Here is a 26679-nt window from a genome sequence, read left to right as displayed (position 1 = left end):
TCAGTTGCCCAGATAAGCGCGCACCATTTCAGCGCCTCGCCGGTAATTGTCTCGCGTTTTTTTATTCTGGAAGAAATTGATCATCTGATACCAGCCCATCTGGTCAGGTGTTTTTATGCTTTGAAAGCCGGACAGTTCATCGAACCGTGTTTGATATGCCTCAAGGACATCACGCGCTTCCGCCTCGCGACCCATACACACGAGGGCTGCAATTCGCGTTGTTAACCCGTATATACTGCCAGATGGCGCGCGCTCCATATTCAGCACCGCGTCTTCAAAGTGACCCGCCGCGAAGCTGATGTTGGCAAGATATTCATAAAAAACACGCGGGATTGTCGGGAACAGGTTGTAGGCTTTCTCGGCATAGTTGCGGGCCGCTGAATTGTCGCCAACAAATGCAAGCCCTTCGGCAACGGACATCAGGTTTGCAGGATCACGCGGATTAAGACGCGCGGCCTGCTCAAAGGCTCTCCTTGAATCATCGGCGATACCGTTGTGAATCAGGGACCATCCGTGCAGGCGCTGGTTGACCGGTTGCCAAGGATCCAGATTGACAGCCTTTTCGGCTGCAGAATAGATCTCGTCGAGCCGTTTTTCAGTCCCGCGGGTTTCGCTCGGATAGTAAAGCATTTGCTTCATACCGATTGACGCGTAACCTGCATATGTCATTGAAAACTGTGGGTTTTTCCGCTCGATCTCATTCAGCAACTCAAGCGCCTTTGCGTCTGCCGTCGGCGCGAATTGCCAAAGATAAGACTCCGCCTGGCACCACTTAGCAAAAGGCGTTTCACCGCCTTTCCGCCGCAGCCGTTCAATCACATTCGAATGCACCCGGCTGACGACCTGAACAGCTGTATCAACCGCGATTTGTTCGTCAAAGCCCGCACCAAAATTTATGATCTCATTGAAAACGATTCTGCCGTTCGATCGATCCTCAAACTGAACATACAGCTTGTTTTGCTGGTCGTCTTCGCGGCAACGGAGCAGGAAACTTCCAAGTTCACTCCCGTCAACCCGCATGACGTCATGCCCCGACCGGTCGTCCTGATACTCGGCCTGATAGAGCTCGAAAGACCGGTAGGCGGAAAGGCCTGCTGCGATCTCGTCCCGTAAAACGCGCCCACTGTTGTCGGAAGGTGTGCGAGACATCAAAGAAAACAGATGGATCTCAGGTAGTCTGATCTCGTCCTCGACCTGCGCAGGCCGATAATCGGTCTGGCGCGTGAGTTGAGTTTGCGGAAAACCCAGTTTCTGGGTTGACGGCAGATAGCTGGTCTCCTCAAGGATCGCACGGGTTTCGTCGTCCGGCTCCACCTCCAGAAGCGTCATCAGGTCCTTTTCACAGGTTTGAAACTGCTGAACCGCCCGCTCTCTGTGCCCCTGCGCCAAATACAGTTTGATCAAGATCCGATGCGCGGTTTCATTTGCCCGGTCAATCTTCAGGAGGAACCTGCATGCCGCTTCGACTTTGGCCGAATTATCCGGCAGCGCCGCGTACTCGATTTGCTTCAAGACTTTCGAGACGGTGGCGGCTTGGATGCCTTCCCGTTCGACCAACAGCCAGGCGTCAAATTGCGAATCAATGCCCTCGAACCCGTACAGGAACTCGCCAAGCCACAGCTCGGCGGCCATGTCATAGTCTTCGGCAGCGCCACGTCCCACACAACGTTCGATCTCTTCCAGGTCGAAAGAAAGCGCAATGTCTTGAATGGAGGTCGTGCCCGACCTGGTCACAAGCACGTCCGCTCCCGCCGGCTCCAGCGCCACCCGGATCTGACGAAGGGCCTGGCGCAGGGACTGAACCGCCTTTTCACGCTCTGCACCGCTCCAAAATGTGTCAGCAAGCAAATCGCGCGTCACGGTCCGGGCGGGCGCGCGTAAAATAAACACGAGAATCGCGAAGGCTTTCCGTGTTTTTACCGGAATTGGTTTGCCGTCTGCCGTCAAAAGCTGCGGCACCCCCATACTCCGCAGTTTTAACAATTCATCATCCAACACCGTTGAACGATCTGGCTTTCTTTGCGCGTCTGTGACCATATGTAATCCCTAGCGCGGTCCCGGCAGAGTGCCGTTAACGGAACAATATCACGGTTGTATCACGGGTTAAACTCAAGCTCCGCTAAAGTCGACCCTCTGAAATGTGGGTTTGAGCAACTAGGATGGTGGGTATTCAAATGTCTAAAGCAACTGATCGCGATTTGCATGAGGCTGTCAGTGAAGAGCTGGAGCGCGACTCCCTTAAGCGCATGATTTATTTCACAAAACGCGAGGCAGAGAAAGATGGCCGCGCATTTTGCGCTTACTTTCTCGATATGGCCCTGAGCGCTCTAGAAGAAGACTCTGAAGAGATGAACCAGCTCTTGAAGGCCAAGGTTACGCGCCTGCCGATTCCGGGCGAAAAGGAATACGTGGCCAACCAGCCCTAAGCGCTGAACTAAAAAGATAATAAATTCAACAATTTAAACCACTACCATGGAGCGCACCCTACGCTCCATCGGATCCTCGTTTTCCAGTCAGCTGCAACTTGCCCGGGACTCCCCTTCCCGGGCATTTTTTGCTTATGCGCTAATACTGCAGTCAACGCCTGCAATAAACGCCCATCCCCTGCATCCGCACAGCGCCGGCCGAACCGGCATTTCGCATCATCCAGCTGGCCTCAAATGCGCTGTCGGCCAGCTTGGTCATAGTCCTATTGCGGAAGCATGTCCTGAAGTTGGATCTGCTGCAGAAGTGGCGACCCCGGCAGGATTCGAACCTGCGACCATTCGCTTAGAAGGCGAGTGCTCTATCCAACTGAGCTACGGGGCCTAAAGGTGATTTAACGTTTGTGTCACGAAACCGGACTGCGCATCGTATAATCCGCAGCGCTTAGTGCGTCCATGGCGTCATGCGGTCAAACTTGAAATTGTCAGAATAGGCTGCTCCGCGCACCTTCCGCTCATGCGCATGCTCGACCCTGTGCGGGATCTTGTTGCGGCGCGCATATTCGACCGCCTCTTCTTTTGTATCGAAAAACAGTCGAACTTGCTGTTTCATATCCGATGAGGAAGTGTATCCCATCAACGGCTCGACCGACCGCGGCTTCTCCGGCTCATAGTCGAGCACCCAGCGTTCGGTTTTTGCTTTGCCTGACTGCATTGCGGTTTTCGCAGGGCGATAGATGCGCGCAACCATTCAGCACGTCCTTGTTCATTTCGGTTGGTCGGTGTTTATCAAAACCTGCGGCAACGGTCTATGGCTTTTGCTGTTTTCACCAGGAAGCAACCTCAGCCCCTTCCAATCGCATTGCATCCTGATGCGCTCAATTATTGATATAAATACGAGTGATAATTCCTACATCTATACAACCTTAGATGTGACATGCGACTTGTCTAAATCGTGTTAAGAAACGTACCCGGCTTGTCTGCGAGCCGCAAAGGTCAGACAAGGACGATAAGAGAGCGGTCCATGAACCACCTTTCCACTTCTACCCGCGCGGAATATGTGCACGAGCACATCAAACCGGTATGCAGCCGCGCCACACATCTCAAAAAACAGGTCGACCGCCACAATCTTACCGAGATGTGGGATATGATTCTCGCAATGGATTATGAAGTTGATAACGTTCACAAGTTGTCCAGCGAGACCTGTGAGGAATTCTGCGATATCATCGAACTCCTGATACAGGCGTTTAAAAAGTAACCAATCCGCGAAGGATCCGACATCAAAGTGCTCAATGTAACGCGCCCCGTCTTCACAGAACTCGGAACGCAAGCGATCGACAAGGGCCTTGCGGACCCTCAACTGTCCGCGTTCTATGAGAGCATGATGTCTGAATCCGGCATCGTAACTGAAAAGTTGCGTGAGCATATGCCCTATCTGAGCCTGTGCTCGGACCAGTTGGAGGGCTTTGGACCTCCACCGATTTTCTACGTTGGACGGCGGTCTAGCCAGCGCCTGTTGTTTGGTGACGATTGGGCCTTGCAGCAGGGTCAAGCGCTGCGTACGCCCGACCCGGATTTGGAATACGCCTCGGCGGACGGCTACAGATGCGCGCTGGCCGGACGGCCATATTATGGCTACGCTAGAACCACCATCCAATTTCAAGGCACATCTGTTGATATCGCATTTGAACGCCTGATCCTGACATTGCGCCCGTCCCAGCAGTCAGGCCGGCGTTTTTGCGCCTATTTCGGTGTCATCCAGGACTTGCATCAGCTTCAGCAACTATAGTTTTGGCAAGTCCTGCCAAATCTGAGCGGGTGGAATACACCAGCCAATCATCAGGCCGGATATGTTTGGGTGCGCTCACCCAGTGCGTCCCGCGCGGCGCAAACCGGCGATAGCCGACCCGAAGCCCAAACCCCTTCAACGCACTCTTGGCAGCCATGAGCCCATACAGATAATCCGGCGACCACTTCAGCAGTGACACCAAAAATCCCATTTGCGTCAGCGCTTCCGCCAGACCTTTGCCGCGCATGTCGCTGCGCAGCCACAGGTTGCCATGGTAGACAATCCGCCCGCGAAGAAAGAACGCATCATCTGCATGCTCTTCACCAAGTTCGGCCATATCCGCAGGATCGACAAACATGCGTCTTTGCTGCTGCTGCCAGTGCTCTGCCAGGCTGCGGTCTCGCAGATCCTCCAGTTTCGCCGCCTGAACCGAAACCGGCGTATGCGCCTTGTCCCAGGCACCGATCCAGAACGCCATGGAGCCGTGCAAATCGAAAAACCGGCTTGAAAAGTCTTCCATCAGATACCGGTCACTCGTGGCCCGGATCGTATCCTCAAACCGTGTGAAATCTGTGCTCTCACGGACCAAAAGACCTTCCGCCTCGACCCGTTTTTTGAGAAGGGCAAGGGCTGAGGTAATGGTCAAGGTCGCCTCACCGGTGTTGTCCGCGCGTATGGAAAGCAACTCTCACTCCGACGCATGATTAACAATACATTAACCAGTGTGCTTGAATTTGCGCGCCTTTAAAAGCGCTGGGAGACGGCGACCCGTTTTCTGCACGAGATTTTATGACGTTACGTAAGCTTTTTACGCTGTATAACGGTACGCATTACTTAATAAATACAAAAATCAGGAAAAACAAAACTATTCCCGCAAAAGATGTACTTGAGGTTGTATTTCCAAGAAAAAGGAAAATGTAAGAATTCACAATGGATTTTGTTGATGCCGCATCACTGTCGGCAAATCACAGCAATCAAAAAACCGAGCGTTGCGGATGGCAGGTATTGCTTCAAGAGTGGAAACAGGCACGGCCAAAATAGAGGCGTCATTGCCCTCAGCTCCACGTGCTGCATCGGAAACAAACAACACGTTTCACCGACTCAGCTCTTCCGCAAACCGGAAAACTGAAATTATGGAGGACGTAAACGAAGTGAGAAATGGTCGGGGCAGCAAGATTCGAACTTGCGACCCTCTGGTCCCAAACCAGATGCGCTACCAGGCTGCGCTATACCCCGACGTCCTGATTGGCTGCGGTTTACAGACACCGCTGGTCCACGTCAAGTGAGTATCTATTGAAAATGCCGTCCTCCTGTGGACATGGGCAGGAGCAGGTTTTGCTCGTGCGCAATTCAAAACATCGCCCCGACGTCAGCACAAAGTTAAATCGCAGCAACAGCAATCAAGACGGGAAAACCCTGCAACTTTTATAAATAAGGCAGAACATGGCGACCGCGTCTTGATATAAGCGCCCGACAAAAAGAGGCGTTATTCTCATGAGCATCACACCAGAAGATGTCCAAAACTGCTTTCAGTTCCTGCTGGGACGCAGCGCAGAAGATCAGGCTGTCGAACATTTCAGACAGAATTGCAACTCGACCGAAGAGCTGCGTACTCTTGTGATGCGCTCTGAAGAGTTTCACAAACGGGTGCTTGGCAGCCAGTTCCATCATCCCATTTCGTTTGTTGAACATCGGACAAATCAGTCTGTCGACGTCGATTCTTCGGCACAGGACCTCGAAAAGCTCTGGGACCACGTCGGACGGTCATGGTCTCAGCTTGGCAAGGAACAGCCCTATTTTTCTGTCGTTACGAGCGATGAGTATCTTTCCGAGAACATTCCCGCCAACGAGGAAAAGTTCTGGTCGACCGGCGTGCACGATTTTGATCGCATTTCGATGATTTTCAAAGAGTGCGGCCTATCCGCAGACCAATTCCCCACAGCGCTTGAATATGGCTGCGGTGTTGGTCGGGCGTCGCTTTTTCTTTCCAGGTTGTTCAAAACGCTATATGCGCTCGACATCTCGCCGAATCATCTTGAGATCGCTGATCGCAAGGCCAAACAAGACGGCATTGGCAATATCTGTTTTCAGAAGGTTGATCGGGCAGGTCTCGATGCTTTGCCAGCCTATGACCTCTTTTACTCGCGGATTGTTCTGCAGCATAATCCGCCGCCAATCATGCACTACATCCTGGATCGTCTGCTTAAAAATCTGAATTCAGGTGGTTTGGCGATCTTTCAGATCCCGGTCTACATGGATGGCTACAGCTTTGAGACCCGGTCCTACTTGAAGACCGCCAAACCCGGCATGGAGATGCATGTCCTGCCGCAGTCTTCGATTTTCAAGTTGCTCGAAGTGCACGGCTGCCAGCCGTTGAGCATCAAGGAAGACGGTGACATCGGACACTTCGGGGCTTGGGTATCGAACACGATTGTCGCACGCAAAAACTAGAAACACGGCTGCAAACGTGGCAAGTCCCCGACCGGTCATCAACGCACGTAGGAGCTGCCGCTACTCCGTGCCGATTGACGGGCCGGTGACTTTGTCACCGGCCTTGATGCCAAGCTCATCGGATAGGCCGGCGTTAATTTCCAGGACATAGCGCGCCGGCTCCCGCGAAGGAATGATATCCTCCGAAAAGGGCGTGGTCTGTTTTGCGATATGCACGATCTCGCCGTCATTGGTGATAAAAATGATATCGAGCGGCAGCGGCGTGTTTTTCATCCAGAAATACCGTTGACCCTGCCTTTCGAACACAAACAGCATGCCCGTATCGGATGGCATTTCTGTGCGAAACATCAAACCGCGTGACCGTTCAATGTCTTTCTCGGCCACTTCCACCGTAAACAGCAACTCGCCGCTTTCGGTCGAGATGGCCAATTGTTCGGTGCGCAGCGGCACGTCCAGGGCTTGAGCATGCAGCAGCAGAGCAGACAAAAAGCCCGAACATGCGAAGAAGATCGAGAAAACTTTAAAACGTCTGGGCACGAGGAAACCTTTGAGCGCGGGACGACTATTTCTTAACATGCCCCAGGAAGCGCCCGCAAAAAAGGCCGGTGTTGACCGGCCGTGTCTTTGAAAGCTGTTTTGCGCGCTTCTAATGTGATGCTGGAATATGGGTACCCGCCCCGATCGGCCGGATTTCCGCAGCCATGCGGCCCTTTGGACCGGTGCCAAAACGCACCAGCACTTCCTGGCCGGGACGAAGTTCGGCAATACCGAAACGGCGTAACGTTTCCATGTGAATGAAAATGTCTTCCGTCCCCTCGCCCTGTGTCAGAAAGCCGAAGCCCTTGACCCGGTTAAACCACTTCACGGTTGCCGTTTCAAACCCGGTTTCGGCCACCACTTGGACATGGGTGCGCGAGGGCGGCAACTGGGAAGGATGCAGTGCCGTCGTTTCGTCCATGGACAGGATCCGAAACGCTTGTAGGCCCCGCGGCCGGTCGAGCACTTCGCAGACGACCCGTGCACCCTCGTAGGCGGTCTGATAACCGTCTCGCCTGAGGCAGGTGACATGCAAAAGGATATCGGATGTCCCGTCATCGGGCACGATGAAGCCATACCCTTTGGCGACATCAAACCACTTGATCGTGCCCGCAACCTCAAAAACATCAACGGCAACTTCGTCCGTGAGTGTTTCTAGTGCGCGGGGATCCGTCGCGGATTTACTCCCCATAGCCAACTGCCCCATCTCTGGTCCGCATCTCCAGTTGATCGGCCGTCACGCGACTCACCACCCAACTGATTCCTAACAAAAGGATAACATCGCGACGGATGCCGCAAAGAGGCATTTGTCCAACTAACCACAGGCCAGTGGGCCCAATTACCCCTGCATTGCGCCGAAACCCGCGAATGTCTCGGCAATCGGGCAGCGAATTATCGTGTGGGCAACTTGATCAAGAGGAGTCGATTCGCGGTTGATGATGACCAGTTCAGCCCCAGCCTGCACCGCCAGCACCGGCAGTTGCGCTGCCGGATGCACGACAAGAGACGAACCGATCACAACAAACAAAGCAGCATTTTGCGCCGCAAGCGCGGCACGCTGAAGCTCGTTTTCCGGCATCATCTGGCCAAAGCTGACAACTGCAGCCTTCAGGAAGCCGCCGCAGCTGTCACACACCGGCGCATGCCCAGCCTCCCAAGAGGGACGCTGATCGTCCAATTCCGCGCGCATTCCGCATGACAGGCACGTGGCGTATGTGGAATTGCCGTGCAACTCGATCAGCGCATTGTCATCAATACCCGACGCCTGGTGCAGACCATCAACGTTTTGAGTGATCAACATATCCAGCAACCCAAGATCGGCGAGATGCGCCAACGCAAGATGGGCCGCGTTCGGTTCGGCTTTTCGGAAATAAGACTGCATCTCAAACCGTCTGCGCCAGTCTTCCAGGCGGCAGGCTTCGCTTGCAACAAAGTCCTGATATTGAATCGGCTCCATTTGGGACCATATGCCGCCCGGAGACCTGAAATCTGGAATGCCGGAACTTGTCGATATCCCTGCGCCAGTCAATGCAACGATATCTCCGCGCCCGGCGTTCAGGAAAGATCTCACAAAAACATGTGCATCATGCAGATCAGTTATCTCATTCATGGGAAACCTTGATTAGCCTTGCGCACCGGATTTGAACGCATTTTGAAAAGGGCATTCCATGCGTTATTTGCACACCATGGTCCGCGTAAAGGATCTTGACGAGTCCTTGGACTTTTATTGCAACAAGTTGGGCATGACGGAAGTCCGCCGTTACGAAAACGAAAACGGCCGCTTTACGCTCATTTTTCTTGCCAGCTCTGATGATGTTGAAAAAGGCAAGGCCGACAGCAGCCCGGTATTGGAACTCACGTACAATTGGGATCCCGAAGACTATGACGGTGGGCGTAACTTCGGCCACCTCGCCTATGAGGTCGATAACATCTACGAACTATGCGCCAGCCTTCAGGAAAATGGCGTGACCATCAACAGGCCCCCGCGGGACGGCCGGATGGCATTTATTCGTTCGCCGGATAACATCTCCATCGAGCTGCTGCAAAAAGGCGAAGCCCTTGAAATCAAAGAGCCTTGGGCGTCCATGTCGAACACCGGATCCTGGTAGAGACTTGAAACCAAACTGAATACGGGCCCGGGCAACCGGGCCTGTAATATTTTTTTCATGGAGGACTTGCGGCCCAATAAAATCCCGCCTATAAGCCTCCCCACGACGCAGACGCGTCGACCGCGCGCCCATCGTCTAGCGGTCTAGGACGCCGCCCTTTCACGGCGGAAACACGGGTTCGAGTCCCGTTGGGCGTGCCATTTCTCTCCAGTAAACGGCATGACAGACCGCCTTGCGGCGCACCCTCCGCAGTGCCAACTTGTCATCCTGATGCATCTGGACAGGAAATCATGCCGCTTAATCCAACTATCCGTTCCATGACCCGCGACGACCTCAAATGCGCCATCGACTGGGCCGCGAACGAAGGCTGGAACCCGGGCGAACATGATCTCGACGTGTTCTTCGATACAGATCCCGGCGGCTATTTCATCCGCGAAGACGCTGAGGGCACACCGCTTTCAGTCATTTCCGCTGTCCGATATGGCAGCCGTTTCGGTTTCATCGGATTTTACATCTGCCACCCGGAGCATCGCGGGTCCGGACATGGCTGGGCCATTTGGCAGCATGCAATGAGCCATCTTCAGGGCCGCACAGTGGGTCTGGATGGCGTTATCGACCAGCAGGACAACTACCGTAAATCGGGCTTTGAGAACAAGCACCGCAACATTCGCTACGAAGGCGTGCCCTTGGTGGATACGCCGATGGATCCCCGGCTCAGCATTCTTGGCCAGGGCCTGTTTCCCTCCATCCGCGACTATGACGCCGCGTTTTTCCAGGAAGATCGGGAACCGTTCTTGAAAGCATGGACAATGCCCGGGCACCCAACGCGGCGCGGTTTTGCCCTTATCGAAGACGGTCGCATCTTGGGATACGGCGTCATTCGCAAATGCCTGGATGGTTTCAAGATAGGTCCGCTTTTCGCGGAAACGCCCAAGCACGCTGACATTCTGTTCCGGGCATTGGCTGGTCAAGTAAAAGGTCAAACCGTCGTTTTGGATGTACCCGAACCGAATGCCGCAGGATTGGAGCTTGCGGAACGGTATGGTCTATCGGCCAGCTTCGAAACCGCCCGTATGTATAAAGGCCCAGCACCGGATCTGCCTCTGCAGCGGATTTACGGAATCACGACCTTCGAACTGGGGTAGCAGACCAATAATCGGCTAACCGGCCAGATCAAAAATCATCATCACATAGGCACCGAACAACGCCAGATGCACGGCGCCTTGCAGGTAGTTTGTTTGCGGACTGACAAACGTGACGACAGACACAAACAAAGTCAGGGCCAAAAGAATGATCTCCGGCACCTCAAGCGCTAGCTCGATATTCTGTCCGGTGTACCATCCGATTGCCAGAACCGCCGGCACGGTCAGGCCGATGGTTGCAACAGCTGAGCCGAGGCAAATGTTGACCGCGCGCTGAAGCATGTTGTCGCGCGCGGCTTGAATGGCGCTCAAACCTTCCGGCATCAGGATAAGCGCTGCGACCAAAAAACCGCTCAGCGCGATCGGCGCTCCCAGGCCGGCAATTCCAAAATCGACATATAGCGCCAGCTTCTTCGACAAGAGAATGATCGGCAAAAGCGCACCGAACAGCCCGATGACATGAAACGGAATGCTGCGGACAACCACATCATGGTGCGATTCTACCGATCTGTGCTCCGGCTGTTGAAATATGTCGCTGTGCGTGCGCGTCTGGATGGCGAGAAACACTCCATATAGCACCACCGACATCACGATATCGAACCCTGCCTGAAGGTGAGATAACTGACCGCCTGGGGCCGATTGCGTCGCCCGCGGCAATACGAGCGCGAAAATCGCAAGAGGGATCAACACCGACAAGAACGCATTTGCCCCCTGTAGGTTGTAGGTCTGACTGGTGTGCCGTAGGCCACCAAACAACAGGCACAGGCCGACAAGGCCGTTCAACACGATCATGACCACGGAAAACATGGTATCGCGTGCCATGGCCGGGCTGGCGTCTCCAGCAAGCATGACGGCGGAAATCAGAGCCACTTCTATGCCGATCACTGCCAGCGTCAGGATCAGCGTGCCGTAGGGTTCGCCCAAAAGCGTTGCAAGGCACTCTGCATGGCGGACAACCGAAAACGCACACCAAGCCATAACCGCGAACAAGCCTGCCAAGACCAGACCAGAAGCGCCAAGCCCGATATCGGACGGGTAAAGCGCCCCGCCAAAAAGCAGGAAAAGCCCGAAAAGCAGAAAACCGATCAGCGATGCGAGTTCCGATTTGACCGCAGTCATGCGCTTTCTCCCCGGTTCCGTCCGTATCAGCCCTTGGATGCTGTTTGGTATGCGAGTATCGCTCCGGCAAGATCTTCCAGCGCCGCCCCCACCGACTTGAACAGGGTGATTTCGTCCGGCGCCTTCCGGCCGGGATGCGTCCCGCGGGTCAATTCATACAAGTCGGCAGCAATATCGCCGGGCTTCAACACACCAGATTGAAGCGGCTGAACAATATCCCCGCCTTCCTTGGTGCAGCCGTCCCGCGTATCGACAAACACGGTCGCCCGCTGCACGGCTTCGTCATCACTCTCACGCATGGAAGGTTTGAACGCGCCCACCAGGTCGACATGTGTGCCGGGCTGCAGCCAGGCGCCCTTGATTAATGGATCCTGTGACAGGGTGGCGGCAGAAATGATGTCCGCCTCTGCACAGGCGCCCTCGAGGTCTGAGACTGCGCTCGCTTTGATGCCAAACGCCGCCGTGACTGCATCTGCGACGGCTTGCGCCTTCTCAAGAGATCTGCCCCAGACCTGCACGGTTTCGATAGGTCTGGCGGCAGCATGCGCGCCTGCAAGATTGATCGACAGCCGTCCGGTTCCAACGATCAGCAATCTGCGTGCATCCGGACGGGCCAGATACCTGGAGGCCAGCGCAGACGCAGCCGCGGTGCGCCGGGCTGTCAGTTCGCCGCCATCGACCAGCGCCAGCGGTGCGCCGGTGGCTGCATCCGAAAGCATGTAGGAGGCCGAGACCGCCGGCAAGGACCGTGCGGAATTGCCAGGGACCACATAGGCGATCTTGACCCCGGCATAGGTGCCTGGCACCCAGGCCGGCATGAGAAGCATGGTTGCATCCGGCTCGCCGGGCACTTTCATGTCGTGATGGTGGCGCACGGGCATATCACAGCCCGTCTTGAACATATCGGCAAGCGCATCGATCAAACCGGGAAATGGCAGGGCATTTTGTGTCTCGCTTTCCGACAGAAGCAGCATCGGGCATCCTCATCATGTGCGTTGCGCCGACAAAAAAGCCGACGCTTTTGACAGCGCCGGCCCGGTATTCGGTCAAGCTCAGAAGACTGGGATCAGATCGCCAGATATTCCTGTCTCAACTCGGCATTGTCGAGCACTTCCTGGGCCGTACCGTCAAACACCACTTCTCCCATGTCAAGGATGACCGCGCGGTCAGCCAGATGCAGCGCCGCGATCGCATTCTGTTCCACGATAATGGTCGTGATGCCCAGTTCCTTGACGCCCTCCAGGATTCTCTCGATTTCCTGAACGATCACCGGAGCAAGCCCTTCATAGGGTTCATCAAGCAAAAGCAGCTTGATGTCGCGGGCCAGAACGCGGGCCAATGCCAGCATCTGCTGTTCCCCGCCAGACATCGTCACGGCATCCTGCGCGCGCCGTTCTGCAAGGCGCGGGAAATGTTCATAAATCCGCTCGATCGACCAGCCCTTCGGCTCGGCGATTTGGGACAGTTCAAGGTTCTCCTGCACGGTAAGGCCCTGGATGATCCGCCGGTCCTCAGGAACAAGACCGACGCCATTGCGGGCCGCCTCATAGCTTTTCATCTCATGAAGCGGCTTGTGGTCGAGCCAGATTTCACCGTGCGTGAGTTGCGGATCGTCCATCCGGGCAATACAGCGCAAGGTCGACGTCTTGCCCGCGCCGTTCCGGCCAAGCAGCGCCAGGATTTCGCCCTCGCGGATATCGAAGTGGACGCCCTGAACGATATAGCTTTCCCCATAGTATCCGTGCAGATCCCAGGCCGAGAAGAATGCCGGAGCGCCGCCGCGTGCCTTGCGCGGGGCAACACCCGGCGCCGAATGGCCTGCAAACTGATCTTCAAGAATGGTCATAGGTGCGCGCCTCCCAGATAGGCTTCCTGAACACGCGGGTCGCCCTTGATGTCTTCCGGTTTGCCTTCGGCAATGATTGTGCCCTGCGCGAGCACCGTTACTTTTTCTGCAAGTGAAAAGACCACATGCATGTCGTGCTCGATCACGACCTTTGTGATGCCGCGATCGCCAATGCGTTGCAGAAGATCGATCGTGTTGTTGGTGTCCGCGCGCGACATACCGGCTGTCGGCTCGTCCAGCAGGAGAAGTTTCGGGTCTTGGGACAAGCACATGGCCAGTTCCAGACGCCGCTTGTCGCCACGCGACAGGCTGCTGGCCACCATGTCTTTCTTTTCCGCCAGATTGACGTCCTCCAGCATGTGGAGTGCCTTGTCGTGGATTTCCGCATCATGGTCCACGCGGCGGAACGGATGCAGCGCAAAATCCCCGTCCCGCTTGGCGAACGCAGGGATCATGATGTTTTCAAGCAACGTGAGATCGCCGAAGATTTCCGGCGTCTGAAAAACGCGAGACACACCAACCTGGTTGATCTCATGCGGTTTCATGCCCGTCAGCGAGATATCGCCGAACATCACCGTTCCGGTATCGGGCGCAAGGCGCCCGATCATGCAGTTGAGGAAGGTTGATTTCCCGGCACCGTTGGGTCCGATAATCGCGTGAACAGTGCCCTCTTGGACAGAGAAGTTCACGTTGTTGAGTGCTTTCAGGCCGCCGAACGACTTGTTCACACCTTCTACGCGGAGGATTTCCATATCGCAGGTTCCTTACTCGGCCGGTGCCGGTGCTGCGCCCGAGGGGCCGGTTGCGGTTTTTTTCTTGCGCGAGAACATTTTGCCGATGCGTTGGAAGCCTTCCATGATGCCGCCAGGCAGGAAGATGACGATCAGCATGAACATGATCCCGAGTGTCAGGTGCCAGCCTTTGCCGATGAACGGATGGATCACGAAGACCAGCACATCGGCAACAGCAGTCGGCAGAGCGGAGAACCATTCGTAGAGAATGTTGTCATTGATCTTGGAGAAGATGTTCTCAAGATACTTGATGAAGCCCGCTCCAAGGACCGGACCGATCAACGTACCGGCGCCGCCCAGGATGGTCATCAATACCACCTCGCCGGACGCTGTCCATTGCATGCGCTCCGCGCCAGCAAGAGGATCCATGGCCACCATCAAGCCGCCAGCCAGTCCGGCATACATGCCGGAGATCACGAAGGCCGCAAGAGTATAGGGCCGGGAATTCAGACCGGTGAAGTTCATGCGCTGCTGGTTGGATTTGACCGCACGCAGCATCATGCCGAACGGGGACCGGAAAATCCGGATCGCCACATAAAAGGCAATCATCATGATGACGGCGCATAGATAATAGCCGGCGTTGAAAGTGAACAGCCAACCGCCCATCGCCAGCTCATAACTCTCCCGCATGTTCAATCCGAAGAAGTGAGCGAGCGGGATCGTGCCATCGACCTGGCTCACACCGAGGATCCGCGGATCGTCAAGTGCGAGCTGCAGCCCGGTTTCCCCGGCCGTGATCGGCGTGAGCACCGAATAGGCGAGAGAGAATGACATTTGTGCGAAGGCCAATGTCAGGATCGAGAAGTAGATCCCCGACCGGCGCAGTGAGATGTAGCCGACGAGCAGCGAGAACAAGCCAGCAAAAATCACGGAGATAATGATGGCCGGAAGCACGTTCATGGTCAAAAGCTTCATCATCCATACACCGGCATAGGAGCCTACACCGAGGAAGGCAGCGTGACCGAAGCTCAAGTAGCCGGTCAGGCCGAACAGGATGTTGAAGCCGATGGCGAAAATCCCAAAAATCAGGAAGCGCTGCATCAAGTCCGGATATCCAGCGTTGAACTGTGCCAGTTCTGAGTTTTCCGGGAACGGGTTCAACAGGAATGGTGCGAAGATCACCAAGAGAAGAACCAGCAGGAACAGGGAAGAGTCTTTTTTGTTCAAGCCCAACATCGCTTAGCTCTCCATAACGCCCTTGCGCCCCATCAATCCGCGCGGACGTGTCAGCAGGATTACGATGGCAACGAGGTAAATGATGATCTGGTTGATGCCCGGCAGCAGCGAGACGACTTGCGCCATGGAGGCAAAGCTCTCCAGAATACCAAGCACGAACCCGGCAAGAACAGCGCCCGGAAGCGAGCCCATTCCGCCGACGACCACCACGACGAAGCTCAAGACCAGAAAGTCCATGCCCATATGGTAGTTGGGCGAGTTGATTGGTGCGTACATGACGCCGGCAAGCCCGGCAACAACGGCAGCGAGCGCAAACATTACGGTAAAGCGCTTGTCGATGTTGATGCCCAAGAGCCCGACCGTCTGCCTGTCCGCCATACCGGCGCGGACCACCATGCCAAATGTGGTGTATTGCAGGAAGGCAAACACGCCGCCAATGATCACTGCCGCGAACAGGAAGTACACGATCCGCCAATAGGGATAGATGATGACATTCGGATCCATACCGATCATTGCGCCGAAGTCGAAACTCCCGGCGAATACATCGGGCGCTGGCGTGGGGATGGGGTTGGCGCCGAAGAAATACTTGATGATTTCCTGAAGAACGATGGCCAGACCGAATGTCACGAGGATCTGGTCTGCATGCGGACGCTTGTAGAAATACTTGATGAGGCCCCGCTCCATCACCAGGCCGATGACGGCCATGATCGGGATCGAGAAGAGAATCGCCAGCGGCACAGACCAGTCGATGATCGCCGCACCGGTCTCGGGCCCGAACCACGCCTCCACATAGGGCGTTTCGACCTTAAGCGGGTTCCCGAGGAAGTCGGTCCGGTCCGGGTCGATGGTGGTGTAGGAAAGAGACAGCAGTCTGGATAGCATAACGGCGCAGAACGCGCCGATCATGAACAACGCACCATGCGCGAAGTTCACCACACCAAGAGTGCCGAAGATGAGGGTGAGACCGAGGGCAATCAGCGCGTAGGCCGAGCCTTTGTCCAGTCCGTTCAAGATTTGAAGAAGTATCGCGTCCATAGCTCTCAGCTCGGATCATGAGCGCGAAAGCCTCTGCCCCCCGCGCATCCATTAAAGACTGGCTGGGCGGCGGAAGCCGCCCAGCCAAGGAAAGTTGTTACGCGCCTGAATTACAGGTGCCGAGGGCGCCGCCCGCAAACTGCGGGTGATCCGGTGCGTAGGTGACCTGCTCGACAGGTGTTACTTCGACGATCTCAAGAAGGTCGAACTCCGAAGACGGGTTCTCTTTACCCTTCACGACGAGAACGTCCTTGAAGCACTGGTGATCTTCGGCGCGGTACAAGGTCTTGCCGTTGCCCAGACCGTCGAACTCGAAGCCTTCAAGCGCTTCGACAACACCGCATGGGTTGAACGTCCCGGCACGTTCACAGGCATCCGCATACAGAAGCGCCTGGACGTAGCAGGTGTGCGCAGCCTGGCTTGGCGGGAAGCCGTATTTCTGGCCAAAGGACCGGACGAATGCCTTGGACCCTTCGTCCTGAAGCGACCAGTGCCAGTTGGTCGACCCGAAGATGCCCTTGACGTTCTCGCCCGCACCCTTCGCCATCAGACGCGAGTAGAGCGGAACCACGATTGCGAAGTCGCGGCCATTCACAACACGGTCACGCAGGCCGAACTGAACAGCATTTGTCAGGGAGTTCACCATGTTGCCGCCGTAGTGGTTCAGAACCAGCACGTCTGCGTCGGACTGAAGAACCGGCGTGATGTAAGCAGAGAAGTCAGTCGCTGCGAGCGGTGTCTTGACGGTTTCAACCGTTTCCCAACCCATTGCTTCCGTTGACTCACGGACCGCCTGTTCGGTTGTGTAGCCCCAGTTGTAGTCCGCCGTCAGGTGATATGCCTTGCGGTCATCGCCATAGGCGTTCTTCAACACCGGAGCCAGCGCAGCGCCGGACATGTAGGAGTTGAAGAAGTGGCGGAAGCCGTTTGCGCGGCGGTCCTTACCGGTGGTGTCGTTGGAGTGTGTCAGCCCGGCCATGAAAATGACGCCAGCTTCCTGGCAAAGGGCCTGAACCGCCACGGCCACACCAGAGGACGAACCACCGGTGATCATGATCGCACCGTCTTTTTCGATCATCGACTTGGCCGATGCCCGCGCGGCGTCAGATTTGGTCTGGGTGTCACCGGTCACGTACTCGACCTTCTTGCCGAGAATGCCGTTGCCCTTGAGCGCTTTGGAAGAAAATGTCGACATCATGCCGCCATCGCCTTCGCCATTCAGATGTTCGACTGCCAGTTCATAAGCACGCAGCTCGTCGGCACCTTCGTCCGCGTAGGGACCGGTTTGCGGAACGTTGAAGCCAAGGGTCACTGTCGAGCCTGTCGGCTCGTTCAGATAACCTTGAGACCATGCGCGGCTGGTAAAGATTGTCGGTGTCGCCAGCAAAGCTCCGCCCGCTGCGCCTGCGCGCAGAATGGAACGGCGGCTAAGTGGTTTACGAATAAGGGTCATGCTTTCCTCCCAGAAAAGCCCGTAAGCCTGATGATTGGCTGCTGAGTTGCAGTCCGCCAGCAGACCCAGAAACTAGTTCCCCGACCGAAGCGGTCCCTCAAGCACCGGGCATGCAGGCTGGAAAGACTTTAGGGAAAGGCGAATATTTGCCGCAATACGACTATCGGCGCGGTTTGCATCACCATACGGAACATTATTAGGGAAATGACTTATATATTACGTAAACGTAAGTATCTGAATACTGCACTGCAGCAAGAGCAATTTTCGATATTTATCAGCCGCCTAGCCGTTTCTTTTTTGCATCCCAACATCTTGCTTAACAATGTGGGCTGCCTCCACCGCAGGCAACGCCCTTATCCGAAAGTTATAGACCAAATATCCCCCTTAGATTGAAGTACCTATTACTAAACGCTTTGCGCGCAAATATTGTACGCATTGCCCCTTAGTCCGATGAAGTTTCACTGTTTTTGTGTTTGAAAGACCAAAGGCGAATAGTGACTCCCAATCCGGGACTGTCTGAGAGGAATTCCCGATTCATGGCTGTGAAGTGAGATCGTGCGAGCAACTTCAGACATTCTACGGAACGGCCGGGCAAGCGTCCCGTATCAAGGAGATCCGTGATCAGGATCAGCATCCGGGCCGTCTACTTCCAGTGCGCCCGAGCCTTGATGCCGGTCCGGCGAAGGGATACGCCTTCGCGTCCCGACGCAGGGACGTTGCCAACACCTGGACAAAACATGCAGGAAACCCAAACACACTTCGATGGATCGGCTTATGATCGCGATTGGCCAGCACGCGCAGCCAAAACCATGTAGTAGGAAGTGGAAAATGTTAACACGGCGAACCCTGTTGACCGGTGCCCTCACCGGTGTTGCCTGCGGAGGCTTGCGCATGCCTATTGCCGCCCAAAGCTTTGGTCTGCCGGACGGTTATTTTGTGCCAGCCGAAGAAGTCAGGCACGAGCGCACCTTCATGCAATGGCCTGCCAGCACAAGGGTCCATCCAGATCCCGATTTTCTGATGGATCTCCAGGAGTCGATCGCAGACATCGCCAATACGATCTCGGCATTCGAACCGGTTGTGATGCTGATGAACAGGAAACACGCTCTGCTGGCGCGCCGGATGCTGTCGAACAATGTGGAGATCTGGGACATTCCGACAGATGACCTGTGGGCGCGCGATTCAGGCCCTTTGTTTGCCGTTGACGGAAACGGTGGATTGGCCGTTTCCAATCTGAATTTCAACGGCTGGGGCAACAAGCAGTTTCACCGCAACGATGGCCTGGTTGCCCAGCGCGTGGCCGAAAGGCTGGGACTGCCCGTATATGACAGCGGTATAACCGGAGAACCCGGCGGCGTGGAGACTGATGGCGCGGGCACGTTGATGGCCCATGAGAGCAGCTGGGTAAATCCGAACCGGAATGACTCGGACCGCGCTGAAATAGAGGCGCGCCTGCTTGCCGCCTATGGCGCGACGAAGATGATTTGGGCCCCCGGAATTGCCGGTGCGGATATCACCGATGACCATATCGATGCCCTCGCCCGCTTTGTTGCCCCTGGCCAAATCTTGATCCAGCTGCCGGACGTGTCGGACACGGATCCGTTTTCTCTGTCCGCTTTTGAGACCTACGACATTCTGGCTGAAGCTTCGGATGCAAGGGGACAGCGCCTGCAGCTTGTTGACCTGCCCTACCCGGAACGGCCGAGGGTGACATCTGCAGATTTCGTAGCCTCCTATGTGAACTATTATGTTTGCAACGGTGCCGTGATCGCTGCCGAATTCGGCGACAGGGATACGGACCAGGAAGCGGCCCGTGTCTTGGCAGATCTCTACCCGGACCGGGAAATCATGATGCTGAATGTGGATCCTGTTGGCGAAACCGGCGGCGGCATCCACTGTGCCACACAGCAGCAACCGGCCACGCGCTAAAGGCAAAAAGCAATTATGGGCTTTGCACCGCTCATCGACGCCGGGTTCTTGATTGCCAGCCACGCCTTGGCTGCCTTGGCCGCCTTTTTCATCGGCACTTATCAATTGATCGCCGCAAAGGGGACTGGTCGCCATCAGGCCGTCGGCTATGTCTGGGCGGCGCTGATGCTCTGGACGGCGGCCACGAGCTTCCTGATCTACGACATTCGGCTTTGGGGACCATTCAGCCCCATCCACGTTCTGTCTGTTTTGGCTCTTTTTGGCCTGATCAGCGGAATCCTGGAAGCCCGTCGCAAGGATGTCCGTGAGCACCGCAGGACGATGATCTTGTTGTATACAGGAGCATTGCTGGTCGCCGGGTTCTTCGCATTCATGCCCGGGCGTTTGATGTATGACGTGCTGTTTGGCGGATAAGCCCTTGGCACCGGAAGACGCCGACGCCATATCCCAACCGGGTTCGTTATACACACTAGAGGACTTTCATGACCGCCAATCCGCTGCTCCAAGACTGGACGACGCCGTTCAACCTTCCCCCATTCGCAGACATCAAGGAAGACCACTTTGGCCCCGCTTTCGAGGCGGCCATGGCGGACGCGCGCACACAGATCGACGGCATTGCGGATAACCCGTCGGAACCGACCTTTGAGAACACCATTGAAGCGATGGAAAAGACCGGCAAAGCTCTGACAAAAGTCGCGCGAACGTTTTTCAACCTGACCGGGGCCCACACAAGCCCGGCGCTTCAGGAAATAGAGCGGGACATTTCGCCAAAGCTTGCAAAACATGGCTCGGATACGCTGCTGAATACAAAACTATACCAACGTGTGGCAACACTGTGGGCCAATCGCGAAAGTCTCGGCTTGTCTGACGAACAAGCCAGAGTTCTGGAGCGGTACCACATCATGTTTCAGCGTGCGGGCGCCGGGCTGGATGAGACGGGCAAGACCCGAATGGCAGAGATCTCTCAAGAACTGGCCAAACTAGGAACCCGATTCGCACAGAACGTCCTTAAGGACGAAGCCGACTACCAGCTTGTGCTGGAAAGGGAAGAGGATTTGGCCGGGCTGCCGGATTTCCTGCTCGCCGCAGCGGCCGAAGCTGCCAGGGAGCGTGGACTGGAGGGCAAGCACGTCATCACCCTGTCCCGCTCGTCCATCGAACCATTTCTGCAATTCTCCTCCAACCGGGCGAAACGCGAGGAAGCTTTTCAAGCTTGGGCAAGCCGTGGCGAACAGGGCGGTGAGACCGATAACCGGAAGCTTGTGGCCGAGACCCTGAAATTGCGAACCGAAAAAGCCAATCTGCTTGGCTTCAAGTCATTTGCCGATTTCAAGCTTGATGACACGATGGCAAAAACGCCTGCAGCTGTTGAAGACCTTTTAATGAATGTCTGGACCCCGGCTGTTGCACGGGCCCGCGAGGAAGAAGCAGATCTGGCGGATCTTGCCCAGCGCGAAGGCAACAACGCACCGATCGCACCATGGGACTGGCGCTACTACTCTGAGAAAGTACGCAAAGAAAAACATGATCTCGATGAGACCGAGTTGAAACCATATCTGCAGCTAGAGCAGATCATCGCCGCGGCCTTCGACACGGCGCACCGGTTGTTCGGTCTGTCTTTCCGGGAAATCAAAGGCCTTGACCTTTATCACCCCGATGTCCGCGCCTTTGAAGTCACCAACAAAACCGGCGAACATGTCGCCCTGTTCCTCGGCGACTATTTTGCACGCTCCTCCAAACGGTCCGGCGCATGGATGAGTGCCTTCCAGTCGCAGCACAAGCTCGACGGCACCGTTCCGCCCATCATTGTCAATGTTATGAACTTCTCCAAAGGCGCGAGCGGAGAAGCAACGTTGCTGACCTTTGATGACGCCCGGACCCTGTTCCACGAGTTTGGCCACGCGCTCCATGGCATGCTGTCAAACGTCACCTACCCAATTATCTCTGGCACCAGCGTGGCACGCGACTTTGTAGAATTGCCCTCTCAGCTTTACGAACACTGGCTGTCTCAGCCGGACGTCTTGTCGCGCTATGCGGTGCACTACAAAACCGGAGAACCGATGCCGAAGGCTCTGCTGGACAAACTGCTGGCTGCCGAAAACTTCAACCAGGGATTTGCAACCGTCGAATACACTGCAACTGCGCTTGTGGATATGAAACTGCATCAGCTGACCGATGTGTCTGATCTCGACGTCAGCACATTCGAGTCTGAAGCACTGCAAGACATCGGAATGCCGGACGCGATTATCATGCGCCACCGGGTGCCGCATCTGGCTCATGCCTTTGCCGGCGATGGCTATTCGGCTGGCTACTACAGCTACATGTGGTCCGAAGTTATGGACGCGGATGCCTTCGGTGCCTTCGAAGAGGCCGGAGATATCTTCGATCCGGAGACCGCCGACCGGCTCTACACCAACATTTATTCGGCGGGCGGCAGGCCAGATCCGGAAGAAGCTTATGAAGCCTTTCGCGGACGGGCGCCCAAAATCGATTCACTGCTTGAACGGCGCGGTCTTGCCGCCTAGCGTTAATTGGGGCCGGTCAACCGGCCCCTTTGACACGTGACCTCACCTTTTCCGGTTTCAAATGTTCTCTCCAAACCCTGATCAGAGCTCCCCGCTCTTTCGCCTGTGTCTGATGCTCGGAGGCCTTGCTGGGGCTGCGGGGGTTGCCCTCCTTGCGCTCTCCGCTCATGCGGATAGCACGGGGGTCCTCGAAACAGCTGCTCAGATGCTGTTGTTTCATGCGCCGGTGATATTGGGTATTGGCGTTATCACGCTCCTTCGCCGGGTCCCATTGTTGCCGTTTGCTTTGTTTGGACTAGTGGCAGGCCTGTTGCTTTTCTGTGGCGATTTGGCAAGCCGGGTGTTTCTCGAAAGCAGGCTCTTTGCCATGTCCGCTCCAACCGGCGGCACGCTGATCATAGCAAGCTGGCTTACCCTGGCTCTAAGTGCCTTGCGCATCCGCCCGAGATAGGGCTTTTGCCCTGCCCTTTTTGCAGCTAAAACGGCGTTGAACTGCGCAAAAGGATCTTGCACTTGTCCCTCACTGCGGAAAGCACAGTACCCTCCGAAGACTTTGTTCCCCCCTATCCGTTCCGCTACGAGCACATGCCGCCGATCTGGAAACTGATCGGCATGGCGAAAAAGAACTTCCTATCAATTTGGGGCGCAGACGATTTCAAGGGGCGATTGCGCAGCCAGAAGGTCCTGTCTCGGGAACTGATTATCTGCAACCGTCCCGATGTCGTTCGTGAGGCCTTCAAGACAAATCATGAAGCCCTGCAGCGCAAGAGTCCCCAAATGCGTCACGCATTGGAACCTTTGCTGGGCGATGGCCTGTTTGTCAGCGACAGCCAGACATGGGCCGATCGGCGCAAGGTCGTGGCGCCAATCATTCATGGGTCTCGCGTCCCAGGCTTTGCACCGATCATGGTCGAGACCATTGAGGAAACCCGTGTACATTGGGCTTCAAAGGGCGATGGCGCGGAGACCGACGCGTTGGCCGACATGGCACACCTCACGGCCGAAATCATCTGCCGGACGATTTTTGGCCGCAACCTCGGCAAGAGTTACGCCCGTGAAGTGGTGGAAGGCTTTACCGACTACCAGCGCCACATCGACCAGATTGACCTTATTTCCATGTTCGGGCTGCCGGAGTGGCTGCCGCGTTTCCGGGGCAAAGCCATTCGCAAACCGGTGAAACGGATCATGGATGTGCTCGATGAAATCATCGACAGTTACAGCGCACAAAAAGAGGCGGGCGAGGCCTCCGTCATTGGCGGCTTGCTGGAAGCCCGCGATGATGACGGCAATCCCCTGAGCCGGGACGCTATTCGCAACGAAGCCGCGGTGATCTTCATGGCCGGGCATGAGACAACAGCAAACACACTCGCCTGGGCATGGTACCTGCTGTCCCAGTCGCCGCGGGTCGCCGCAAAATTGCACGCCGAGTTGGACGGAGTGCTGGCCGGACGGGTGCCGTCCTTTCAGGATGTCCGCAACCTGCCCTATACCAAAGCGGTGATCGAGGAGACATTGCGGCTTTATCCGCCGGTTCCGATCTTGGCCAGGGAGGCAATCGAACCAACACGCATTTTCCATAAGGAGGTCCCAAAGGGCTCCCTGGTCATGGTGGTGCCCTGGCTGATGCATCGCAATCCGGTGCTTTGGGACAATCCGGATTCCTTTTCACCGGAACGGTTTGTGAACCCCGAAGCGAAAAAGCCCAACAAGTATGGCTATGTGCCATTCAGCATCGGACCCCGGATCTGCGCCGGGCTGCAATTCGGCTTGACCGAATCCATTCTCAGCCTAGCCCATCTTGCGCAGCACTTTAAGCTGGCCTTGAAACCGGGCACCGACGTTCAGCCGGTCGCACGTTTGACCTTGCGCCCCGGCGAAGATCTCCCCATGACGCTGCATCCACGAACACAATGAAGGGCGCGCCACCCGGCAAACGCCTGAGGCTGTCGGACATCGCGTTCGAAGAAACGCGTCCCGTGGAGCCCCGGCCTCCGCGGTTCGCAAACCTGTTCAGCCGTGATCCCGACCAGGCGAAAGAAGCCCGGCTGCACTGGCTGGTGCATACCCGTGACGGCCTCGCGAGCGTCTTGTTCCATCATATGGTACGTGCCATGCCAACCGGGTTCGCAACCTGGTTCGGTGCAGTCAGTGCTCCCTCGGCACAAAGGCGGTATCAAAAGCGGATTTTCGCGCAGCGCATTGCCCGCAATTTCAAAGCCCTGACATGCGGTCGCAAGCACAACGCAACCACGCAACAACAGCGCCTCAACCGTTGGTGGCTCAACACCGGGCGAACCCTGTCCGAGTTCGCAATCGTCAACCGGCTTTGGCGGGACGGCCGGATAGAGGTCCACGGCCGCGAGCATCTGGAGAGCGCCCGCGCACTCGGCGGGCCCCTCATTTTTACATCAGTGCACCTGAGCACATGGGAAGCGGTTTTCGTTGCGGTCCATCACGGGCTTGCAGGCCCCAGCATTGGCCCTTTCCAGCCTGAACCAAACCGCTTCACGAACCATATCATCCATCAGCTGCGCAAACGGCGGAACCAGTATCTGTTTCCGCCCGGACAAAAGAGCGCGTACCGCCTGAGACGTCTGCTGGAAGCTGGCGAAACGTCACTGACCATCTTCATCGATGAAGTCCGCGAGCGGCAGGTTCACATTCCCTTTTTCGGGCGCGAAATGCCAAGCAAGGGCAACGGGATTGCAGCAATCAAACTTGCCAACGCTTGCGGCGGAACCATCGTTCCGCTCTACCTGACCCGGCTGCCCGGCACCCGCTTCAAGCTGACGATCTGCCCGCCGGTGGCGCGCAGCGACGGGACCTATCCGATCGCCTCAACTCTCTCGGCACTCAATGAGGTTTATGAGCCGGTGGTGCTCGAAAATCTTGAAGAATGGTACATGTTGAGCGAAATCAGGTTACCAGACGGGTTTGAGCAAGGACCTTATGCGCAAGTCCTTTCCCAAAAAAACACCCGCGCCGGGTGGTGATCGCCTAAGCGCCCAGTCGCTCGGCATGCCAGGCCACATGATCCCAACCGAACGTCGAGACGAAATAATAGGAGTGATCATATCCCTCCTGCATGCGAATGGTGGAGGGTGTGCGTGTCTCGGCCAACGCGGCCGCAAGGCTCTCCGGTTTCAACAGCTCAAGAAACTGGTCGCCCGCCCCCTGATCAATCAGGATATCGGAAGGCCAGCCGGCCTCTTTGAGGAGCAGGCTGGCATCATTCGCCGCCCAGAGAGCTTCGTTGTCGCCAAGATACGCCTTGAACTGCTTTCGGCCCCAATCCGATTGTGACGGGTTGGCAATCGGGGCGAACGCCGATAGCGACCGAAAGAGCTCTGGATATTTCATGGCGAGAGTCAAAGCGCCATGGCCACCCATGGAATGGCCGGTGATGCCGTGACTGTCTAAGACTTCGAACGCGTTTTGAACCAGAGCCCTTAGATCTTTGACGATATAGTCTTCCATTTTGAAATGCGGAGCCCAAGGCTTTTCGGTCGCATTGATGTAAAACCCAGCCCCTTTTCCAAGATCATAGGCTTCGTCATCGGCCACCTTGTCACCGCGCGGGCTCGTATCCGGGAAAACGATTGCAAGTCCGAATTCGGCCGCATGGGCCTGCAAGCCCGCCTTGGTCATGGCGTTCTCGTGGGTGCATGTCAGCCCAGACAAGTACCACAAGCAGGGCACGGGACCGTATTTTGCCTGCGGCGGCATATAAACCGCGAAGGTCATGTCACAGCCCGTGGTGTGGGAGCTGTGGCTGTAGACGCCCTGCACGCCCTCATAGGCGCGTGCTTCAGATATGGTTTCCATGATCGGCCCCTTGATCGGAAAAGCGGGAATGTTCGGAAGCGTTATAGCTTGCGGTACATGACAAGCGCATCGACATAGCCATCGCGCGGGTGATGAAATGCCTCCGGCAGCCGGCCGACAATGTCAAAGCCGTAACGCTGCCAGATTTCAACGGCGCGGGTGTTGTTTGCAACAACGAAATTGAACTGCATAGCCCGGAACCCATCGGACTTGGCCATCTCAAGCGAGTGCTCGAGCATCAACCGGGCAACGCCCAAACCTTGTGCGGCAGCGGCGGTGACAAAACCGCAATTGCAGACATGACTGCCGCCGCCTTTCTGGTTCCGGACGAGATAGTAAGTGCCCAAAAGCTCATTGCCACGGGCAACGACAAACACCTTCTTCCCTGTGGTCCAGTAAGAGAGCGCCCCGTCACGGCCGATACCGGGATCGACCGTGTAGGTTTCACCAGCCGTGAACACCGGTTGAAGCATGGACCAAATGGCGTCCGCGTCTCCAGGATCGGCAGGTCTGACAAGAAGGTCCGTCAT

27 protein-coding genes and 3 tRNA genes are annotated in these 26679 nt (G+C 56.1%); 13 read left to right on the top strand and 17 right to left on the bottom strand.

Features of this window, described 5'->3' with window-relative positions; all coding sequences use genetic code 11:
* Entirely contained in the window at positions 1–1959 is a 1959-nt protein-coding gene (locus JM93_RS01320; RefSeq protein ID WP_170230466.1) for an AfsR/SARP family transcriptional regulator, read from the bottom strand.
* Between the two features lie 215 nt (positions 1960–2174).
* On the opposite strand from JM93_RS01320, the gene JM93_RS01315 reads away from it, so the two are divergent.
* Positions 2175–2426, top strand: coding sequence for a hypothetical protein (locus JM93_RS01315; RefSeq protein WP_145340267.1), 252 nt, complete (start codon positions 2175–2177; stop codon positions 2424–2426).
* 305 nt (positions 2427–2731) lie between these two features.
* Here JM93_RS01315 and JM93_RS01310 read toward each other — a convergent pair.
* Both JM93_RS01310 and JM93_RS01305 read right to left on the bottom strand, forming a co-directional pair.
* A tRNA-Arg gene (locus JM93_RS01310) sits at positions 2732–2808 on the bottom strand.
* A 60-nt stretch (positions 2809–2868) separates the two neighbouring features.
* Positions 2869–3174 (bottom strand): ETC complex I subunit, encoded by a 306-nt coding sequence (locus tag JM93_RS01305; protein ID WP_145340266.1) that lies wholly within the window; start codon positions 3172–3174, stop codon positions 2869–2871.
* A gap of 273 nt (positions 3175–3447) precedes the next feature.
* Here JM93_RS01305 and JM93_RS01300 point away from each other — a divergent pair, with 273 nt between their 5' ends.
* Both JM93_RS01300 and JM93_RS01295 read left to right on the top strand, forming a co-directional pair.
* The gene (locus JM93_RS01300; protein WP_145340265.1) at positions 3448–3681 is read left to right on the top strand and encodes a hypothetical protein; all 234 of its coding nucleotides are present in this window, start codon (positions 3448–3450) and stop codon (positions 3679–3681) included.
* 27 nt (positions 3682–3708) lie between these two features.
* Positions 3709–4212, top strand: a complete 504-nt coding sequence (locus tag JM93_RS01295; RefSeq protein WP_196220766.1) for a hypothetical protein — start codon at positions 3709–3711, stop codon at positions 4210–4212.
* Here JM93_RS01295 and JM93_RS01290 read toward each other — a convergent pair.
* Both JM93_RS01290 and JM93_RS01285 read right to left on the bottom strand, forming a co-directional pair.
* On the bottom strand, positions 4178–4897 hold the full coding sequence (locus JM93_RS01290; protein WP_155197719.1) for a hypothetical protein: 720 nt from the start codon (positions 4895–4897) through the stop codon (positions 4178–4180). The two genes, JM93_RS01295 and JM93_RS01290, sit on opposite strands and share 35 nt — an antisense overlap.
* A 474-nt stretch (positions 4898–5371) precedes the next feature.
* A tRNA-Pro gene (locus JM93_RS01285) sits at positions 5372–5448 on the bottom strand.
* Positions 5449–5706: 258 nt separating this feature from the next.
* Between JM93_RS01285 and JM93_RS01280 the strand changes: the two genes are divergently transcribed.
* A complete protein-coding gene (locus tag JM93_RS01280; protein WP_145340263.1) occupies positions 5707–6663 on the top strand; it encodes a class I SAM-dependent methyltransferase in 957 nt (318 codons plus the stop codon).
* Positions 6664–6723: 60 nt separating this feature from the next.
* On the opposite strand, the gene JM93_RS01275 is transcribed toward JM93_RS01280, so the two are convergent.
* The 3 genes from JM93_RS01275 to JM93_RS01265 form a co-directional block, all read right to left on the bottom strand.
* On the bottom strand, positions 6724–7200 hold the full coding sequence (locus tag JM93_RS01275; protein ID WP_208994854.1) for a DUF192 domain-containing protein: 477 nt from the start codon (positions 7198–7200) through the stop codon (positions 6724–6726).
* 109 nt (positions 7201–7309) lie between these two features.
* On the bottom strand, positions 7310–7891 hold the full coding sequence (locus JM93_RS01270; RefSeq protein ID WP_145340261.1) for a cold-shock protein: 582 nt from the start codon (positions 7889–7891) through the stop codon (positions 7310–7312).
* Positions 7892–8038: 147 nt separating this feature from the next.
* Positions 8039–8809 carry an SIR2 family NAD-dependent protein deacylase gene (locus tag JM93_RS01265; protein ID WP_145340260.1) on the bottom strand — a complete coding sequence of 257 codons (771 nt, stop codon included), beginning with the start codon at positions 8807–8809 and terminating at the stop codon, positions 8039–8041.
* Between the two features lie 58 nt (positions 8810–8867).
* On the opposite strand from JM93_RS01265, the gene gloA reads away from it, so the two are divergent.
* The 3 genes from gloA to JM93_RS01250 all read left to right on the top strand — a co-directional run bounded on the left by gloA (position 8868) and on the right by JM93_RS01250 (position 10453).
* Complete coding sequence (gene gloA, locus JM93_RS01260; protein ID WP_145340259.1) at positions 8868–9308, top strand: lactoylglutathione lyase; 441 nt, start codon at positions 8868–8870, stop codon at positions 9306–9308.
* A 124-nt stretch (positions 9309–9432) separates the two neighbouring features.
* A tRNA-Glu gene (locus JM93_RS01255) sits at positions 9433–9508 on the top strand.
* 90 nt (positions 9509–9598) lie between these two features.
* Positions 9599–10453, top strand: coding sequence for a GNAT family N-acetyltransferase (locus tag JM93_RS01250; protein WP_145340258.1), 855 nt, complete (start codon positions 9599–9601; stop codon positions 10451–10453).
* 15 nt (positions 10454–10468) lie between these two features.
* Here JM93_RS01250 and JM93_RS01245 read toward each other — a convergent pair whose 3' ends face one another.
* The 7 genes from JM93_RS01245 to JM93_RS01215 form a co-directional block, all read right to left on the bottom strand.
* Positions 10469–11569, bottom strand: coding sequence for a calcium:cation antiporter (locus JM93_RS01245; RefSeq protein WP_145340257.1), 1101 nt, complete (start codon positions 11567–11569; stop codon positions 10469–10471).
* A 26-nt stretch (positions 11570–11595) separates the two neighbouring features.
* The gene (gene lhpI, locus JM93_RS01240; protein WP_145340256.1) at positions 11596–12543 is read right to left on the bottom strand and encodes a bifunctional Delta(1)-pyrroline-2-carboxylate/Delta(1)-piperideine-2-carboxylate reductase; all 948 of its coding nucleotides are present in this window, start codon (positions 12541–12543) and stop codon (positions 11596–11598) included.
* Between the two features lie 92 nt (positions 12544–12635).
* Positions 12636–13415: an ABC transporter ATP-binding protein gene (locus JM93_RS01235; RefSeq protein ID WP_145340255.1), complete on the bottom strand. Its 780-nt coding sequence runs from the start codon at positions 13413–13415 to the stop codon at positions 12636–12638.
* Positions 13412–14167, bottom strand: coding sequence for an ABC transporter ATP-binding protein (locus JM93_RS01230; RefSeq protein WP_145340254.1), 756 nt, complete (start codon positions 14165–14167; stop codon positions 13412–13414). Before JM93_RS01230 ends, JM93_RS01235 begins: the two co-directional genes overlap by 4 nt.
* A 12-nt stretch (positions 14168–14179) precedes the next feature.
* Complete coding sequence (locus tag JM93_RS01225; RefSeq protein WP_145340253.1) at positions 14180–15382, bottom strand: branched-chain amino acid ABC transporter permease; 1203 nt, start codon at positions 15380–15382, stop codon at positions 14180–14182.
* A gap of 3 nt (positions 15383–15385) precedes the next feature.
* Positions 15386–16417 (bottom strand): branched-chain amino acid ABC transporter permease, encoded by a 1032-nt coding sequence (locus tag JM93_RS01220; protein WP_145340252.1) that lies wholly within the window; start codon positions 16415–16417, stop codon positions 15386–15388.
* 97 nt (positions 16418–16514) lie between these two features.
* Positions 16515–17870: a substrate-binding protein gene (locus JM93_RS01215; RefSeq protein WP_145340251.1), complete on the bottom strand. Its 1356-nt coding sequence runs from the start codon at positions 17868–17870 to the stop codon at positions 16515–16517.
* Positions 17871–18698: 828 nt separating this feature from the next.
* Here JM93_RS01215 and JM93_RS01210 point away from each other — a divergent pair.
* The 6 genes from JM93_RS01210 to JM93_RS01185 all read left to right on the top strand — a co-directional run bounded on the left by JM93_RS01210 (position 18699) and on the right by JM93_RS01185 (position 25317).
* Complete coding sequence (locus tag JM93_RS01210) at positions 18699–19799, top strand: agmatine deiminase family protein (protein WP_208994853.1); 1101 nt, start codon at positions 18699–18701, stop codon at positions 19797–19799.
* 15 nt (positions 19800–19814) lie between these two features.
* The gene (locus JM93_RS01205; RefSeq protein WP_145340250.1) at positions 19815–20213 is read left to right on the top strand and encodes a DUF2306 domain-containing protein; all 399 of its coding nucleotides are present in this window, start codon (positions 19815–19817) and stop codon (positions 20211–20213) included.
* Between the two features lie 68 nt (positions 20214–20281).
* Positions 20282–22324: a M3 family metallopeptidase gene (locus JM93_RS01200; protein ID WP_145340249.1), complete on the top strand. Its 2043-nt coding sequence runs from the start codon at positions 20282–20284 to the stop codon at positions 22322–22324.
* A 61-nt stretch (positions 22325–22385) separates the two neighbouring features.
* The gene (locus tag JM93_RS01195) at positions 22386–22775 is read left to right on the top strand and encodes a DUF423 domain-containing protein (protein WP_145340248.1); all 390 of its coding nucleotides are present in this window, start codon (positions 22386–22388) and stop codon (positions 22773–22775) included.
* 62 nt (positions 22776–22837) lie between these two features.
* Entirely contained in the window at positions 22838–24238 is a 1401-nt protein-coding gene (locus JM93_RS01190; RefSeq protein ID WP_208994852.1) for a cytochrome P450, read from the top strand.
* The gene (locus JM93_RS01185) at positions 24235–25317 is read left to right on the top strand and encodes a lysophospholipid acyltransferase family protein (protein WP_145340247.1); all 1083 of its coding nucleotides are present in this window, start codon (positions 24235–24237) and stop codon (positions 25315–25317) included. Before JM93_RS01190 ends, JM93_RS01185 begins: the two co-directional genes overlap by 4 nt.
* A 4-nt stretch (positions 25318–25321) precedes the next feature.
* Here the strand turns inward: JM93_RS01185 and fghA are convergent, their stop codons facing one another.
* Together fghA and JM93_RS01175 are read right to left on the bottom strand one after the other, a co-directional pair.
* Positions 25322–26149, bottom strand: a complete 828-nt coding sequence (fghA, locus tag JM93_RS01180) for an S-formylglutathione hydrolase (protein WP_145340246.1) — start codon at positions 26147–26149, stop codon at positions 25322–25324.
* 41 nt (positions 26150–26190) lie between these two features.
* Complete coding sequence (locus tag JM93_RS01175; protein ID WP_145340245.1) at positions 26191–26679, bottom strand: GNAT family N-acetyltransferase; 489 nt, start codon at positions 26677–26679, stop codon at positions 26191–26193.

The organism is Roseibium hamelinense (genome assembly GCF_007830545.1).
Classification (GTDB): domain Bacteria; phylum Pseudomonadota; class Alphaproteobacteria; order Rhizobiales; family Stappiaceae; genus Roseibium; species Roseibium hamelinense.
The sequence above is the reverse complement of the archived record's forward strand: the minus strand, read 5'-3'. Positions and strand labels throughout refer to the sequence as shown.